The organism is Micromonospora sp. C31, from assembly GCF_018070575.1.
Classification (GTDB): Bacteria; Actinomycetota; Actinomycetes; order Mycobacteriales; family Micromonosporaceae; genus Micromonospora.
Genome location: NZ_JAGPXN010000001.1, coordinates 567562 through 582736, shown reverse-complemented (window position 1 = coordinate 582736; position 15175 = coordinate 567562). Strand labels below are relative to the sequence as shown.

The following is a 15175-nucleotide window of genomic DNA, read 5'->3' as shown; positions in this document are numbered from 1 at the left end:
TCCCGCCGGGTTGCGGCGGATAGAGTGCGAAGAGCGGGGTACGTCCGACGTGCCCCGCTCTTCGGCATCGGCAACGAAAGGTAATGGCTCTCCATGCGTCGTCCCCAGCTGGACATCCAGCTGAAGACCCCTGACCAGATCGAGAAGATGCGGGCCGCCGGGCTGGTGGTCGCCGAGGCGCTGCGTCGGATGCGGGAGGCGGTCGCCCCCGGGGTCAGCACCGCCGACCTTGACGCCATCGCCGAGTCGACCATCCGCGAGGCCGGCGCCGTCCCCTCCTTCAAGGGCTACCACGGCTTTCCCGCGTCGATCTGCTCATCCGTGAACGAGCAGGTCGTGCACGCCATCCCGTCGGCGAAGCAGGTGCTCCGCGAGGGCGACCTGGTCTCCATCGACTGCGGTGCGGTGCTCGACGGCTGGCACGGCGACGCCGCCATCACGGCCGGCGTGGGCGAGGTCGACCCGGCGTTGCTGAAGATGTCGGCGGTGGCCGAGGACGCCATGTGGGCGGGCATCGCAGCAGCCGCCCGTGGCGCGGCCAGCGGCAGGGGTCGGCTCACCGACATCTCGCACGCCGTGGAGGACGCGGTCCGCAAGGGCGGGCGGTACGGCATCGTCGACGGCTACGGCGGGCACGGCATCGGCACCGAGATGCACCAGGATCCGCACGTGCTCAACCACGGGCGGCCGGGCAAGGGCCCCCGCCTGGTGCCGGGCATGGCGCTGGCGATCGAGCCGATGATCACGATGGGCTCACCCCGGACGGTCGAACTCTCCGACGGCTGGACCGTGATCACCCGGGACCGGTCGATGGCGGTGCACGTCGAGCACACGATGGCGCTGCTCCCGGACGGCGTCTGGGTGCTGACCGCGCCGGACGGCGGGCGCGCCCGGCTGGGCGAGCTGGTCACGTCCCGCCAGCCCGCGGACTCACCGGCCCGCTGAGGCCGGCCCGTCGAGGCCGGCCCGTCGAGGCCAGCGGCCAGGTCCGCCGGGCGGCCAGGTGTCCGGCGTTCCCGGCCGCTGAGATCCGCATCACCGCCCCCGCCGAGGCCCGGACCGTGCCCGGCGGGCGGTGGTGCAGCGGTGGCATGCTTGCGGGTATGGAGGGACGCGACGGGATGCGGGCCGCCGACGCGGACCGCCAGGCGGTGGCGGAGCGGCTGCGGGTGGCCGTCGACGAGGGCCGGCTGGATCTGCACGAGTACGACGAGCGGTTGCAGCGGGCGTACGCCTCGCGCACGTACGGCGAGTTGGACGCGCTGGTGACCGACCTGCCGGCGCCGGCCGCCCCGGTTGCGTCGGAGTTGGCCACGCGGCCGGACGCCGTCCCCTCGCCGTCGGAAGGTGCACGGCCGGGCGGCGTCCCCTCGCCGTCGGCCGCTGGCCGGTCGTCGCTGACCTCGTCGGCGACGGCCCTGTGGCTGGCCGAGGTCTGGCTGCCGTACCTGCGGGTGATCGCGATCGTGGTGACCGTCTGGGCGGTGACGTCCGCGCTCTCCACGGATCTGCTCTACTTCTGGCCCGCCTGGGTGGCCGGGCCGTGGGGAGGGGTGCTCCTGGTGCGCACGGTCGCCGGGCTCGTCGGCGGGGAGCCACAGCGGCAGGCCGAGCAGCGGGAGCGACGGCGCGAGCGCCGGCGGGCGAAGCGGGCGCGTAAGCGGGAGTTGGCTGCCGCCGAGGGGAACACCCGCGACCCGGAGCAGGCCCTGCCGGCCGCCGGGGAGGACCGCCGGGTGCCGGTCGGGGAACTGCCGGCCGCCAGCGAGGAGCGTCAAGGGCCGGTGTCGGCCGCCTAGGTCTCTCTCCGGACCGTGACTGGCTGCGCAGGACGGCTGGCGGTGTGGTCTCCTCGTCTCGATACCAAACAGGTATCTTCATACCGGGCAGGTATCGGCGTTCAAGCCGCAGCGGTTCATCAGCTTCACGCGCCTTCCACAGCTTCACGCGCCTTCCACAGCTTCAGTCGCCTTCCACGTCGTCCGTCAGCCGGAACGCCGCCAGGACTGCCACCAGACCCACCACTTCTCAAGCGTGCGTAGGGCGGAGGCGCGTACCGGAAGCGGCCGTCCAGCGGAAACGCCCGCGCGGCGGCAGACGCGGAGGGGTGATTGCCCGGATCTGTCCGGTCCGACGCACCGATTCCCGGCCGGTTTGGCGGCGGCGCACAGGCGGGCGTAGACTTTCTGATCGGCGCACAGCGTCCACTCCGGCATGCCCACCCTGCGCTTCGGTGGGAGCCGGAGCCGCGGCTGGCGCGGGCAAGCTGATCTTGATCAGTGGCCCGTGTAAGACGTTGTGGGCCGTCCGGAGTAACCGACGTCAGGACAGCGGAGTACATGCCGAAAAAAGACGGAGCCATCGAGATCGAGGGTCGGGTCATCGAGCCCCTGCCGAACGCCATGTTCCGGGTGGAGCTCGCGAACGGCCACAAGGTGTTGGCTCACATCAGCGGCAAGATGCGGCAGCACTACATCCGCATCCTGCCGGAGGACCGGGTCGTCGTCGAACTCTCGCCGTACGACCTGACCCGCGGGCGCATCGTCTACCGCTACAAGTAAGCCTGACGGCGGCCGGGACGTCCCCGTGTCCGTCTTCGACGTCCGGTGTCGCGCCTCGGCGCGTCGTCGGGCCAGATGGGAAGTAAGGCAACCGTGAAGGTCAAGCCGAGCGTCAAGAGGATCTGCAACAAGTGCCGGGTCATCCGCCGGCACGGCCGGGTCATGGTGATCTGCACCGACCCGCGCCACAAGCAGCGCCAGGGCTGAACCAGTTCCGGCCGACCGGGTGACAACGGTCGGTCGAGATCGGTTCGGGCCGCGGATCCAGACAACGAATCACATGCTCGTTCCAGCCGCGAGCGGTGCGCAGCGCGTACCTCATCGTGGTTGACCCCCGGTCGGAGGCCGGGGCCCGCTCGGGCAGCGGCCGTTCGTGGTCGCCGGCACACGCCGGTGGCGCAACGGTCGGTAGCGGGATGGGACGGGTCCACACCTCCGCCAGAACATCACGAGGAGTACGCCCGCACATGGCACGTCTAGTCGGCGTCGACCTCCCCCGCGAGAAGCGGATGGAGATCGCGCTCACCTACATCTTCGGCGTGGGTCGCACCCGGGCCCTGGAGACGCTCTCTGCTACCGGCATCTCGCCGGACAAGCGCGTCCGGGACCTCACGGACGAGGAGCTGGTCCAGCTCCGTAACCACATCGAGGGCAACTACAAGGTTGAAGGCGACCTGCGCCGCGAGGTCGCCGCTGACATCCGCCGCAAGGTCGAGATCGGCTGCTACGCCGGCATCCGGCACCGCCGGGGCCTGCCCGTGCGTGGCCAGCGGACCAAGACCAACGCGCGGACCCGGAAGGGCCCGAAGCGGACCGTCGCCGGCAAGAAGAAGCCCGGCAAGAAGTAATAGGAGCGCACAGACTTATGCCACCGAAGGCTCGTGCCGGAGCCGCCGTCAAGAAGGTCCGGCGCAAGGAACGCAAGAACGTCGCCCACGGGCAGGCGCACATCAAGAGCACCTTCAACAACACCATCGTGTCCATCACGGACCCGACCGGTGCGGTCATCTCCTGGGCCTCGTCCGGGCAGGTGGGCTTCAAGGGCTCCCGCAAGTCGACTCCGTTCGCCGCGCAGCTGGCCGCCGAGGCCGCCGCTCGCCGGGCCATGGAGCACGGCATGCGCAAGGTCGACGTGTTCGTCAAGGGCCCCGGCTCCGGCCGGGAGACCGCCATCCGTTCGCTGCAGGCCGCCGGTCTCGAGGTCGGACAGATCTCCGACGTCACCCCGCAGCCGCACAACGGGTGCCGTCCGCCCAAGCGTCGTCGGGTCTGAGAGGTAGAGAGAGATGGCTCGTTACACCGGTGCTGACTGCCGCCGTTGCCGGCGGGAGAAGATGAAGCTGTTCCTCAAGGGCAGCAAGTGCGATGGCCCGAAGTGCCCGTTCGAGTCCCGGCCGTTCCCGCCCGGGCAGCACGGCCGCGGCCGCACGAAGGAGACGGAGTACCTGCTCCAGCTCCGTGAGAAGCAGAAGGCCCGTCGCGTCTACGGCGTGCTGGAGAAGCAGTTCCGCGGCTACTACGAAGAGGCCGTCGGCAAGAAGGCCAAGACCGGCGAGGTCCTGCTGCAGATCCTCGAGTCGCGGCTGGACAACGTGGTCTACCGGGCCGGCTACGCCAAGTCCCGGGACATGGCCCGCCAGCTGGTCAAGCACGGCCACTTCACCGTGAACGGCAAGAAGGTCGACATCCCGTCGTACCGCGTCAAGGAGCACGACATCATCGAGGTCCGGGGCAAGAGCAAGGAGCTCACCCCGTTCATCGTGGCGCAGGCCGAGGCCGGCTCGAAGTCGGTTCCGGCGTGGCTGGAGGCTATCCCCAGCCAGATGAAGGTGCTCGTGCACTCGCTCCCGGCCCGCCAGGTCATCGACACGCAGGTCCAGGAGCAGCTGATCGTCGAGCTCTACTCCAAGTAGTCGGAGCTCGTTGCGGTGGCCCGCCCTTCCGGGGCGGGCCACCGGAACAGTTTGTCGTGGGCGTCATATGGCGGGCGCCCCGGAAGAGAAGAGAAGACATGCTCATCAGCCAGCGACCGACTCTCTCCGAGGAGTCGATCAACGAGACCCGGTCCCGGTTCACCATCGAGCCGCTGGAGCCGGGCTTCGGCTACACCCTGGGCAACTCGCTGCGGCGCACGCTGCTGTCGTCGATCCCGGGTGCGGCGGTCACCTCGATCAAGATCGACGGCGTGCTGCACGAGTTCACCACGATCCCCGGTGTCAAGGAGGACGTGGTCGAGCTCGTCATGAACATCAAGGAGCTGTGCGTCAGCTCCGAGCACGACGAGCCGGTCAGCATGTACCTGCGCAAGCAGGGCCCGGGCGACGTGACGGCGGGCGACATCCAGCCGCCGGCCGGCGTCTCGGTGCACAACCCGGATCTGAAGCTCGCCACCCTCAACGGCAAGGGCCGGCTCGACATGGAGCTGACCGTCGAGCGGGGTCGCGGCTACGTCACGGCGGCGCAGAACAAGCAGGCCGGTGCCGAGATCGGCCGGATCCCGGTCGACTCGATCTACTCGCCGGTGCTGAAGGTGACGTACCGCGTCGAGGCGACCCGTGTCGAGCAGCGGACCGACTTCGACCGGCTGATCATCGACGTCGAGACCAAGCCGTCGATGGGCCCGCGTACCGCGCTGGCCTCCGCCGGCTCGACGTTGGTGGAGCTGTTCGGTCTGGCCCGGGAGCTGGACGAGACCGCCGAGGGCATCGACATCGGGCCGTCCCCGCAGGACGCCCAGCTCGCGGCCGACCTGGCGCTGCCGATCGAGGAGCTGGACCTGACCGTCCGCTCCTACAACTGCCTCAAGCGCGAGGGCATCAACTCCGTTGGTGAGCTCATCGGGCGTACCGAGGCCGACCTCCTCGACATCCGCAACTTCGGTCAGAAGTCGATCGACGAGGTCAAGATGAAGCTCGCCGGGATGGGTCTGGGGCTGAAGGACTCGGCCCCGAACTTCGACCCGGCGCACGTCGTGGACGCCTTCGGTGAGGCCGACTACGACACCGACGACTATCGCGAGACCGAGCAGCTCTAGTCCGCGCTGCCGCCACACCTGAGGAGCACCAAGCATGCCCACGCCCACCAAGGGCCCCCGCCTCGGCGGCAGCCCCGCGCACGAGCGGCTGATGCTGGCCAACCTGGCCACCGCGCTGTTCCAGCACGGCAAGATCAAGACCACCGAGACGAAGGCCCGGCGGCTGCGTCCGCTGGCCGAGCAGCTCATCACCAAGGCCAAGCGCGGCGACCTGGCGTCCCGCCGGCGGGTGCTGGGCGTCGTCAAGGACAAGGACGTGGTCTACGCCCTGTTCGACCAGATCGCGCCCCGGTTCGCCACCCGCAACGGCGGCTACACCCGGATCGTGAAGACCGGTCCGCGCAAGGGTGACAACGCGCCGATGGCGATCATCGAGCTGGTCGAGGAGCTTCAGGTCGCCGAGCCGAAGGCGAACAAGAAGACCGCCGCCCGCAAGGCCGCGCAGCAGGACAAGGTCGAGGCGCTCGCCCCGGCCGAGGAGGCCCCGAAGTCGGACTCGGGCGACCAGGACGCCGAGCCGCCCGTGTCGGCGTCCGGTGACACCGCCGCCGCCCGTGAGGACAGCGACGAGGCCGGCGAGAACGACAAGGCCGGCGAGAGCGACAAGGCCTGATCCAGGCCACCGTCGGGCCCGGCACCCCCCCGCGGGGGTGCCGGGCCCGACCCCGTGAGGCGGAGGTACGAGTGGACGAGCGCACCCGGCTGCGGCTGGACGTCGCGTACGACGGTTCGGGCTTCTCCGGCTGGGCCGCCCAGCCGACCCGACGCACGGTCGCCGGGGTGCTCGTGGAGGCCCTCGACCTGGTGCTCGGCGCGGGCACGGCGACGGGCCTGACCGTGGCGGGCCGCACCGACGCCGGCGTGCACGCCGCGGGGCAGGTCTGCCACGTCGACCTGCCGAGCGCCGTGTGGCGCGAGCACGAGGGGCGGCTGGTGCGGCGACTGGCCCGACTGCTCCCCACCGACGTGCGGGTACGCGCGATGGCACCCGTGCCGGCGGACTTCGACGCCCGCTTCTCGGCCACCTTCCGCCGCTACGAGTACCGGGTCACCGACGCGCCCTGGGGCGCCGAGCCGCTGCGCCGGCACGAGATCCTGGCCTGGCCGAGACCGCTGGACCTCACCGCGCTGAACGCCGCCGCGGCCGGGCTGGTGGGGGAGCACGACTTCGCCGCGTACTGCCGGCGCAAGGAGAACGCCACCACGCTGCGCGAGGTGACCCGACTGGACTGGCGGCGGGAGCAGGACGGGATCCTGGTGGCCACCGTGCAGGCCGACGCCTTCTGCCAGGCGATGGTGCGCAGCCTCGTGGGGGCCATGCTGGTCGCCGGGGACGGGCGCCGGCCGGTCGAGTGGCCGGGCAGCCTGCTGGCCCACCGGGAACGCTCCAGCGAGGTGACCGTGGCGCCGGCGCACGGGTTGACCCTGGTCGCCGTCGGCTACCCCGAGGACCCGGCCGAGTACGCCCGCCGCGCCGAGGCGACCCGCCGGCTGCGCGTACCCGTGGAGGGCTGACGTCCGGGCGGCCCCGCCTCCCGACCGCCGGACCGGCGGGCCGGGGCCGAGTGTCGGCCCGGTGGGTACGCGGGGCCCGATCTCCGGCAGCGCATCGATCGATCGACCGTCGAAGGAGTGGAAGCCGTGCAGGAACCTCGCCGCGGACGGGACCTCGGCATCGTCGTCGGGACGCTGCCGCCGGGACCCCTGAACGCCGTCACCGACGTGCCCGGCGTGAGGGTGGGACACACCACGCTGGTCGCCGGGGACAGCATCCGTAGCGGGGTGACGGCGATCGTCCCGGACCAACTGACCGACCGCCGGTCACTGCCGGCGGGGCTGTTCGTGGGCAACGGGCACGGCAAGATGGTCGGTGCCACGCAGGTGGCCGAGCTGGGCGAGATCGAGACCCCGGTGGTGCTGACCGCGACGCTGTCCACGTTCCGGGCCGCGGACGCGCTGCTCACCTACATGCTCGCGCAGCCGGGTCGGGAGACGGCCCGGTCGCTGAACCCGGTGGTGGCGGAGACCAACGACGGGTTCCTGTCCGACATCCGGGCGCGGCCGGTGCGGGCGGAGCACGTCCTCGGCGCGCTGACGGAGGCCCGCGGCGGACTGCCCGCGGAGGGCGCCGTCGGCGCCGGTACGGGCACGGCGGCGCTCGGCTTCAAGGCCGGCATCGGCACGTCCTCGCGGCTCGCCGCGACCTCCCGCGGCACGGTCACCGTCGGGGTGCTGGTGCAGGCGAACTTCTCCGGCGTGCTCCAGGTGGCCGGCGTGCCGATCCGGCCCGGGCAGGTGGGGGTGCCGACCCTGTCGCTCCCGGGCGGGCCCGAGCAACCGGGCAACTCCTGCGTCATCGTGGTCGCCACCGACGGCCGCCTCGACGCGCGGCAGCTGGGTCGCGTCGCCCGCCGGGCCGTCTTCGCGATGGCCCGGGTCGGTTCGGACTTCGCCGGCGGCAGCGGCGACTACGCGCTGGCGTTCTCCACCGCCGACACGCAGACACCGACCGCGCCGGAGTCCGACCTGGAGCCCGTCTTCGCGGCGGTGCTGGAGGCCGTCGAGGAGGCGCTGCTGAACTCGCTGTTCATGGCGCGCACCACCGTCGGCGTCAAGGGGCGGGTCAAGTACGCGGTCCCGCACGACCGGATGCTCGACCTGCTACGGACGCACCGGGTCGAACTCCGGGTGTGAGTGGCCGGTGGCCGTACGCGCGACGGGTGCGCGGCCGTGGCCCACGCACCCGTCCGTCGTCGGCGCGATCCGTCAGTCGGTTCCGTCCTGGGTGCCGGTGTCGCCCGGGCCCTCGTCGGTCGGCTGGCCGGCCGTGCCGCCGTCGGCGCGGCGCTCCAGCACGCTCCGGTTGAGGTGCAGCTCGATCATGTCGAAGAGGATCTCCCGGGCCTTGGTGTCGCCGGACCTGATCGTCTCGCCGTCGCTGCGGGCGACCACCGCGTACGCCAGGTAGTGGCCCCGCACCTGCCAGCCGACGCGGGCCGGCGCGGTGGCGATCGCCGCGCTGTCCTCGTTGGCCGCCATGCCGCGCAACCGGCCCTCCCGCTCGTCGAGCAGCAGCCGGATGCGGTCGCGGGCGCGTTCGGCGCTGGCCCGGTCGGTCAGGTTGAACAACCCGGTGGTGACGAGGTGGTCGCCGTCGGGCGTCCGCAGCGTGGCCCGGACCACCTGGGTGCAGCCGAGGCGGACCAGCAGGTCGGCGACCTCACCGGTGGCCGCCACCGCGCAGCTGGCGCTGGACTGGGTCTTCAACACCCGGTAGGCGGGCTCCCCTTCGGCGACGACGAGCTGCCTGCCGGGGAAGAGCTCCTTGGCGGTCAGCGGCGCCTGGTCGGTGTCCCGGGAGTCGAGGGCCTGAGCCGCCACCTCGGCGGACTCGGCCGCCTCCGGTCGGGCCGTGGGTGTGGCCTGCGGGGTCCTGTCCCGCTCGGCCAGCAGGGCGGCGGCGCCGAGGCCGCAGAGCGCGAGCAGCGCGAGGACGGCCGCGCCGCCGACAACGACCTGCCACAGCCGACTGCCGCCGCCGCGCTGCGTCCGCCCGGCGGGCCGGGGCGGCTCGGCCGGGAGCAGCGGCTGGGCCGGCGGGGGCGGTTCGGCCGGCTGGCCCGGCGACTGCGCCTCGACGGCTGTCCGCACGTGGGCGGGCAGCGGCGGCGACACCTGCGCGGCGGCGCGGACCGGCTCCGGCGCGGTGGAGGGCAGCACGACCCGGTTGGCGCGTGGCAGCGACGGGGTCGGGAAGCGGGACGGGGATGGGCCGGCCGGGGGAGGCGGATCGGCACCGAGCACCGACCGGTCGGACCCGGGCTCCGGGTACTCCATGAATGCGTCCTCATCGGACTCGTACCGATACACCATGCCGCCCAGAATAGGAGGCAATGTCCCTTTAGGCGGGAAAAATGGGAAATTGTGCGCGGAGACGCTTCGTGCCGTGCCGGGCCCACGCCGCCGTGCCGGGCCCACGCCGCCGTGCCGGGCCCGCGCCGCCGTCCCGTGTCCGGGCCGCCCACGGCGCCCGCGCCGGGCGCGCGCCGCCGTGCCGGGCGGCGGTGCGAGAATTGCCGGCGTGACCGGCGAACACTACTTCACCGCTGAACCCACGACCGCCGCCAGTCCGCGCGAGGTCGAGTTCTCCGTCGCCGGCCGCGACTACACCCTGGCCTCCTCCGCCGGCGTCTTCTCCGCAGCCCGCCTCGACCCCGGCACCGCGGTGCTGCTGCGCAAGGCCGAACTGCCCTCCGCCGAGGTCACCGGCGCCCTGCTCGACCTCGGCTGCGGGTTCGGGCCGATCACCTGCGTGCTCGCCAGCTCGGCGCCCTCGGCGACCGTGTGGGCCCTCGACGTCAACGAACGGGCCCGGGAACTCACCGCCGCCAACGCGGCGCGGGTCGGCGCGGCCGACCGGGTGCGCGTCGCCGCACCGGACGACGTACCCGCCGACCTGACCTTCGCCGAGATCTGGTCCAACCCGCCGATCCACGTCGGCAAGGACGAACTGCACCAGATCCTGCTGCGCTGGCTGCCCCGGCTCGCCCCGGACGGCGTCGCCTGGCTGGTGGTGGCCCGCTACCTCGGCGGGGACTCGTTGCAGCGCTGGCTGGTCGAGCAGGGCTGGCAGGTGGGGCGGCACGCCAGCCAGAAGGGCTACCGGGTGCTGCGGGTCACCCGGTAAATGGTTGGGCCGTACGGCCCCTGCTCGGGCAGGATGCCGACGTGGGATACGTGGACGTGGCAGCGGTCGGGCACATCCTTCCCGACGGTCGGGAACTCTTCTCCGACGTGTCGTTCCGGGTCGGGGAGGGCGCCAAGGTGGCCCTGGTCGGGCCCAACGGCGCCGGCAAGACGACGCTGCTGCGGATGGTCGCCGGCGACCTGCCGGTGAAGACCGGCGCCGTCGCGCGGGCCGGCGGGCTGGGCGTGATGCGCCAGTTCATCGGGATGATCGGCGACGACTCCACGCTGGCCGACCTGGCGCTGTCGCTGGCCCCGCCGGCGCTGCGCGACGCCGGCCGCCGCCTGGTCGAGACCGAGGGGGCCATGCGCGCGGCCGAGGTCCGCGGCAAGTACAGCACCGCCGCCGGCAAGGCCCAACTGGCGTACGCGGACGCGCTCGCGGCCTGGGGCGAGGTCGGCGGGTACGACGCCGAGGTGCTCTTCGACACGGTCGCCACCATCGTGCTCGGCCTGCCGTGGGACAGCGCCCGGGAGCGACCCGTCCGGACCCTCTCCGGCGGCCAGCAGAAGCGCTTCGCCCTCGAACTGCTGCTGCGCGGTCCCGACGAGGTGCTGCTCCTCGACGAGCCGGACAACTTCCTCGACGTGCCGGGCAAGCGCTGGCTGGAGGGGCGGCTGCGGGAGTCGACCAAGTCGGTGCTCTACGTCTCGCACGACCGGGAGCTGCTGGCCCACACCGCCGACCGGGTGGTCGCCGTGGAGGGCGGCAGCGCCTGGGTGCACCCGGGCGGCTTCGCGAGCTGGCACTCCGCGCGGGTGGCCCGGCACGCCCGCCTCGACGAGCTGCGCAGGCGGTGGGACGAGGAGCACCAGAAGCTGCGCGAGCTGATGCTGATGTACAAGCAGAAGGCCGCGTACAACGACGGGCTGGCCTCGCGCTACCAGGCCGCGCAGACCCGGCTGCGCAAGTTCGAGGAGGCCGGGCCGCCGCCCGTACCGCCGAAGGACCAGGACATCCGGATGCGCCTGACCGGCGGGCGGACCGGCAAGCGCGCGGTGATCTGCGAGCAACTGGAGCTCGACGGCCTGACCTTCCCGTTCGACCTGGAGATCTGGTACGGCGACCGGGTCGCGGTGCTCGGCGCCAACGGGACGGGCAAGTCGCACTTCCTGCGGCTGCTGGCCCGGGGCGGCACCGACCCCGACCCCGCCAACGGCCCGGTCGACGGCGCCGCCGCGCTCGCACCGGTGGCGCACGACGGGGTGGCCCGGCTCGGCGCGCGGGTACGCCCCGGGCACTTCTCGCAGACGCACGACCGGCCGGAACTGACGGGGAAGACCCTCGTCGAGATCCTGTGGCGGGGCGACGAGCACCGGGCCGGCATGGACCGGCACGCCGCGATGGGGGTGCTGAGCCGCTACGAGCTGGCGGGCCAGGGCGACCAGCGCTTCGACAGCCTCTCCGGCGGGCAGCAGGCGCGGTTCCTGGTGCTGCTGCTGGAGCTGTCCGGGGCGACGCTGCTGCTGCTCGACGAGCCCACCGACAACCTCGACCTGGCGTCGGCGGAGTCGCTGGAGGCCGGGCTGGCCGCGTTCGAGGGGACCGTGGTGGCGGTGACCCACGACCGCTGGTTCACCCGGTCCTTCGACCGGTTCGTGCTGTTCGGCAGCGACAACGAGGTGGTGGAGACCCCGGAGCCGGTCTGGGACGTGGCGTGATCCCCGCCGACCCGGCCGACCGCATCCGTGCGGGGTGGGTTTCGCGGTCGTCGGCGTGCGGCTCGTGCTCGGCATAGGGTTGATCTCGTGACTGAGACGATGACCTATCGCCGGCTGGGCGACTCCGGGCTCGTGGTGTCCGTGGTCGGCATCGGCTGCAACAACTTCGGCCGCAAGCTGGACCTCGACGGCACCCGGGCGGTGATCGACGCCGCGCTCGACAACGGGATCAACTTCTTCGACACCGCCGACATCTACGGCGAGCCGCAGGGCGGCTCCGAGGAACTGCTGGGCCAGGCGCTCAAGGGCCGGCGCGACGACGTGGTGGTGGCCACCAAGTTCGGCATGGACATGAACGGCATGAACGGCCCCGACTTCGGTGCCCGGGGTGCCCGTCGCTACATCGCCCGGGCGGTGGAGGCGTCGCTGCGCCGGCTCGGCACCGACCACATCGACCTGTACCAGATGCACGAGCCCGACCCGGGCACCCCGATCGACGAGACCCTCGCCGCGCTCGACGACCTGGTGCGCGCCGGCAAGGTGCGCTACCTGGGCAACTCCAACTTCGCCGGCTGGCAGATCGCCGACGCCGACTGGGTGGCGTCGTCGAACGGCCGGTCGCGGTTCATCAGCGCCCAGAACCACTACAGCCTGCTGGAACGCTCCGTCGAGACCGAGGTGGTGCCGGCCTGCGAGCGGTTCGGCCTCGGGCTGCTGCCGTTCTTCCCGCTGGCCAACGGGCTGCTCACCGGCAAGTACCGGCGCGACCAGGCCCCGCCGGCCGGCAGTCGCCTCGCCGGTGGCGGCCGGTACGCCCAGCGCCTCGCCGCCGCCGACTGGGACACCATCGAGGCCATCGAGGCATACGCGAACGAGCGAGGGCTCCCGATGCTCCAGGTGGCGATCGGCGGGCTGGCCGCCCAGCCGGCGGTGACCTCGGTGATCGCCGGCGCCACCTCGCCGGAGCAGGTGCGGGCCAACGCCGAGGCGGGCGCCTGGCAGCCCACCGACGCCGACCTCGACGCCCTGCGCGCGGTTCTCTGAGCCACGTCGGCACCGCCCCGGTTGTCGGGATCGGGCGGTCGGTGTGAAATCCGCATCGTCGCCTTGGCGGATCCGGCGATCCGTCGTACGGTGACACGCGCAAGTGACCCACGGGAGCCCGGTACACCGGGCTGAGAGGGGGGCTGTGAGCCCCCGACCGTCGAACCTGATCCGGGTAATGCCGGCGCAGGGAGGAGTGTTGCCGTGCCGTCCCTCGGGCGACTGCATCTCATCACCGACACCCGACCCGGGCGGGATCCGCTCGCCGTGCTGCGGGCCGCCCTTCCGGTGGCCCGCGCGGAACTGGTCGTCCAGGTCCGGGTGACCGACGACGCCACCGACCGGGAGGCGTACGACCTGGCCCGCCGGGCCGTCGCGCTCTGCGCCCGCTACGACGCCACCTGCCTGGTCAACGACCGGCTGCACGTGGCGCTGGCCGTGGGCGCCGCCGGTGGCCACGTCGGCGCGGACGACCTGCCGGTCGCGGCGGCCCGCCGGGTGCTCGGCGCGACCGCCGTGCTCGGCGCCACCGCCCGCGTGCCGGAAACGGCCGCCGAGGCGGTCGCCGCCGGGGCCAGCTACCTGGGCGTGGGCCCCTGCCACGCCACCAGCACCAAGACGGGGCTGCCGGCGCCGATCGGCCCGACCGGGGTACGCGCCGTCGCCGACGCCGTGGACGTGCCGGTCGTCGCGATCGGCGGGGTGACCGCCGCCGACGTTCCCGCGCTGCTCGCGGCCGGGGCGTACGGGGTGGCGGTGGTGGGGGCGCTCTCCGGGGCGGCCGATCCGGCCGGGGCGACGGCGGAGCTGCTGCGAGCGCTGGGGTGCTGAGCCGACCGGACGTCGCCGTGGTGGGGGCGGGACCGGTCGGGCTGGCGATCGCCTGGCGCTGCGCGCAGCGCGGACTGCGGGTCGCCGTGCACGATCCCGCCCCGGGCTCCGGCGCGTCGCACGTCGCCGCCGGGATGCTCGCCCCGGTCGCCGAGGCGTACTTCGGCGAGCACGAGCTGACCGGGCTGCTGACCGCCTCCGCCGCCCGCTGGCCGGCGTTCGCCGCCGAGCTGACCGCCGCCACCGGTGTGGACGTCGGCTACCGGACCGAGGGCACCCTGATGGTCGGGCTGACCGCCGACGACCTGGCCGAGGCGCGTCGGCTGTGGGCGTACCAGCAGGGGATCGGACTGCCGGTGACGCCGCTGCGCCCGTCGGCGCTGCGGGACCGCGAACCGGCGCTGGCCCCCCGGGTGCGTGGCGGCGCGCTCGCCGCCACCGACCACCAGGTCGACCCGCGCCGGCTGGTGCCCGCGCTGCGCGCGGCTGCCGAGCGGGCCGGCGCCACGCTGGTCCCCGCCGCCGTGCGCTCCCTGTCCGAGGTGGACGCGCGCGTCACGGTGGTCGCGGCCGGCTGCGGCGCGGCGGCCCTGACGGGGCTGCCGGTGCGGCCGGTGAAGGGCCAGGTGCTCCGGCTCCGCGCGCCCGGCGGCGGCGCCCCGGGCTTCCGGCACGTCATCCGGGGGTACGCCGACGGCGAGCACGTCTACCTCGTCCCCCGCTGCGACGGGGAGGTGGTGGTGGGCGCGACCGTCGAGGAGCGCTCCGACACCGACGTCTCCGCCGGGGCGGTGCTGCGCCTGCTCCGCGCCGCCGTCGACCTGCTGCCCGAGCTGGCCGAGTACGACCTGGTGGAGACCCTCGCCGGCCGGCGGCCCGGCACCCCCGACAACGCCCCGATCCTCGGTCCGCTGCCGGGCCGGCCCGGTGTGCTCGTGGCGACCGGGCACCACCGGCACGGCATCGTGCTCACCCCGCTCACCGCCGACCTGATCGGCGACCTGGTCGTCACGGGCGCGGCGGATCCGCTGCTCGCCCCCTTCACCCCGGCCCGGTTCGGTCACGACTTGTCCGCGACCCAGGAGGAGCACACGTGGAACTGACGGTGAACGGCGCCGGGCGCGACCTGCCCGGTGGCTCGACCGTGGCGGACCTGGTCCGCGCGGTCACCGACCAGCAGCGCGGCCTCGCCGTCGCGGTCAACGGCGAGGTGGTGCCGCGTACGGGCTGGCCGGCGACCGTGCTGCGCGACGGCGACCGCGTCGAGGTGCTCAGCGCCGCCCAGGGCGGGTGACGC

General features: G+C 73.2%; 18 protein-coding genes and 1 riboswitch. Of the genes, 17 read left to right on the top strand and 1 reads right to left on the bottom strand.

Annotated elements, in window-relative coordinates; genetic code table 11:
• Window positions 1–93 precede the first annotated feature (93 nt).
• The 11 genes from map to KBX06_RS02595 all read left to right on the top strand — a co-directional run bounded on the left by map (window position 94) and on the right by KBX06_RS02595 (window position 8289).
• Complete coding sequence (gene map / locus KBX06_RS02645) at window positions 94–945, top strand: type I methionyl aminopeptidase (protein WP_210832534.1); 852 nt, start codon at window positions 94–96, stop codon at window positions 943–945.
• A gap of 158 nt (window positions 946–1103) precedes the next feature.
• Window positions 1104–1799, top strand: coding sequence for a DUF1707 domain-containing protein (locus KBX06_RS02640; RefSeq protein ID WP_247684987.1), 696 nt, complete (start codon window positions 1104–1106; stop codon window positions 1797–1799).
• Between the two features lie 540 nt (window positions 1800–2339).
• Window positions 2340–2561 carry a translation initiation factor IF-1 gene (gene infA / locus KBX06_RS02635; protein WP_007073013.1) on the top strand — a complete coding sequence of 74 codons (222 nt, stop codon included), beginning with the start codon at window positions 2340–2342 and terminating at the stop codon, window positions 2559–2561.
• A gap of 93 nt (window positions 2562–2654) precedes the next feature.
• Window positions 2655–2768, top strand: coding sequence for a 50S ribosomal protein L36 (gene rpmJ / locus KBX06_RS02630; protein ID WP_012184307.1), 114 nt, complete (start codon window positions 2655–2657; stop codon window positions 2766–2768).
• Between the two features lie 260 nt (window positions 2769–3028).
• On the top strand, window positions 3029–3409 hold the full coding sequence (gene rpsM / locus KBX06_RS02625) for a 30S ribosomal protein S13 (protein ID WP_088998365.1): 381 nt from the start codon (window positions 3029–3031) through the stop codon (window positions 3407–3409).
• A 17-nt stretch (window positions 3410–3426) separates the two neighbouring features.
• Entirely contained in the window at window positions 3427–3834 is a 408-nt protein-coding gene (gene rpsK, locus KBX06_RS02620; RefSeq protein ID WP_014440747.1) for a 30S ribosomal protein S11, read from the top strand.
• Window positions 3835–3847: 13 nt separating this feature from the next.
• Window positions 3848–4474, top strand: a complete 627-nt coding sequence (rpsD, locus tag KBX06_RS02615; RefSeq protein ID WP_088998366.1) for a 30S ribosomal protein S4 — start codon at window positions 3848–3850, stop codon at window positions 4472–4474.
• Window positions 4475–4572: 98 nt separating this feature from the next.
• Entirely contained in the window at window positions 4573–5595 is a 1023-nt protein-coding gene (locus KBX06_RS02610; RefSeq protein ID WP_013735931.1) for a DNA-directed RNA polymerase subunit alpha, read from the top strand.
• Between the two features lie 34 nt (window positions 5596–5629).
• Window positions 5630–6208, top strand: a complete 579-nt coding sequence (gene rplQ / locus KBX06_RS02605; RefSeq protein ID WP_210832533.1) for a 50S ribosomal protein L17 — start codon at window positions 5630–5632, stop codon at window positions 6206–6208.
• A gap of 71 nt (window positions 6209–6279) precedes the next feature.
• Window positions 6280–7110 (top strand): tRNA pseudouridine(38-40) synthase TruA, encoded by an 831-nt coding sequence (gene truA / locus KBX06_RS02600; RefSeq protein WP_210832532.1) that lies wholly within the window; start codon window positions 6280–6282, stop codon window positions 7108–7110.
• Between the two features lie 126 nt (window positions 7111–7236).
• Window positions 7237–8289 (top strand): P1 family peptidase, encoded by a 1053-nt coding sequence (locus KBX06_RS02595; RefSeq protein ID WP_210832531.1) that lies wholly within the window; start codon window positions 7237–7239, stop codon window positions 8287–8289.
• Between the two features lie 72 nt (window positions 8290–8361).
• Here the strand turns inward: KBX06_RS02595 and KBX06_RS02590 are convergent, their stop codons facing one another.
• On the bottom strand, window positions 8362–9468 hold the full coding sequence (locus tag KBX06_RS02590; protein ID WP_210832530.1) for a hypothetical protein: 1107 nt from the start codon (window positions 9466–9468) through the stop codon (window positions 8362–8364).
• Between the two features lie 208 nt (window positions 9469–9676).
• On the opposite strand from KBX06_RS02590, the gene KBX06_RS02585 reads away from it, so the two are divergent.
• The 6 genes from KBX06_RS02585 (at window position 9677) to thiS (ending at window position 15172) form a co-directional block, all read left to right on the top strand.
• The gene (locus KBX06_RS02585; RefSeq protein WP_210832529.1) at window positions 9677–10282 is read left to right on the top strand and encodes a class I SAM-dependent methyltransferase; all 606 of its coding nucleotides are present in this window, start codon (window positions 9677–9679) and stop codon (window positions 10280–10282) included.
• Between the two features lie 41 nt (window positions 10283–10323).
• Window positions 10324–12003, top strand: coding sequence for an ABC-F family ATP-binding cassette domain-containing protein (locus tag KBX06_RS02580; RefSeq protein ID WP_210832528.1), 1680 nt, complete (start codon window positions 10324–10326; stop codon window positions 12001–12003).
• A 99-nt stretch (window positions 12004–12102) separates the two neighbouring features.
• Window positions 12103–13047 (top strand): aldo/keto reductase, encoded by a 945-nt coding sequence (locus tag KBX06_RS02575; protein ID WP_210832941.1) that lies wholly within the window; start codon window positions 12103–12105, stop codon window positions 13045–13047.
• A gap of 101 nt (window positions 13048–13148) precedes the next feature.
• A riboswitch (TPP riboswitch) is annotated at window positions 13149–13257 on the top strand.
• A complete protein-coding gene (thiE, locus tag KBX06_RS02570) occupies window positions 13252–13878 on the top strand; it encodes a thiamine phosphate synthase (RefSeq protein ID WP_210832527.1) in 627 nt (208 codons plus the stop codon). It overlaps the preceding riboswitch by 6 nt.
• Complete coding sequence (gene thiO, locus KBX06_RS02565; RefSeq protein ID WP_210832526.1) at window positions 13872–14981, top strand: glycine oxidase ThiO; 1110 nt, start codon at window positions 13872–13874, stop codon at window positions 14979–14981. Before thiE ends, thiO begins: the two co-directional genes overlap by 7 nt.
• The gene (thiS, locus tag KBX06_RS02560) at window positions 14972–15172 is read left to right on the top strand and encodes a sulfur carrier protein ThiS (protein WP_088998376.1); all 201 of its coding nucleotides are present in this window, start codon (window positions 14972–14974) and stop codon (window positions 15170–15172) included. The genes thiO and thiS overlap by 10 nt, the downstream gene beginning before the upstream one ends.
• The last annotated feature ends 3 nt before the right edge of the window (window positions 15173–15175 follow it).

Excerpts from the sequence above, each read along its gene's own strand:
- rpsD (WP_088998366.1), top strand. The coding sequence starts at position 3,848 with ATGGCTCGTTACACCGGTGCTGACTGCCGCCGTTGCCGGCGGGAGAAG.
- KBX06_RS02610 (WP_013735931.1), top strand. The coding sequence starts at position 4,573 with ATGCTCATCAGCCAGCGACCGACTCTCTCCGAGGAGTCGATCAACGAG.
- rpsM (WP_088998365.1), top strand. The coding sequence starts at position 3,029 with ATGGCACGTCTAGTCGGCGTCGACCTCCCCCGCGAGAAGCGGATGGAG.
- KBX06_RS02575 (WP_210832941.1), top strand. The coding sequence starts at position 12,103 with ATGACCTATCGCCGGCTGGGCGACTCCGGGCTCGTGGTGTCCGTGGTC.
- infA (WP_007073013.1), top strand. The coding sequence starts at position 2,340 with ATGCCGAAAAAAGACGGAGCCATCGAGATCGAGGGTCGGGTCATCGAG.
- KBX06_RS02590 (WP_210832530.1), bottom strand. The coding sequence starts at position 9,468 with ATGGTGTATCGGTACGAGTCCGATGAGGACGCATTCATGGAGTACCCG.
- map (WP_210832534.1), top strand. The coding sequence starts at position 94 with ATGCGTCGTCCCCAGCTGGACATCCAGCTGAAGACCCCTGACCAGATC.
- rplQ (WP_210832533.1), top strand. The coding sequence starts at position 5,630 with ATGCCCACGCCCACCAAGGGCCCCCGCCTCGGCGGCAGCCCCGCGCAC.
- rpsK (WP_014440747.1), top strand. The coding sequence starts at position 3,427 with ATGCCACCGAAGGCTCGTGCCGGAGCCGCCGTCAAGAAGGTCCGGCGC.
- KBX06_RS02640 (WP_247684987.1), top strand. The coding sequence starts at position 1,104 with ATGGAGGGACGCGACGGGATGCGGGCCGCCGACGCGGACCGCCAGGCG.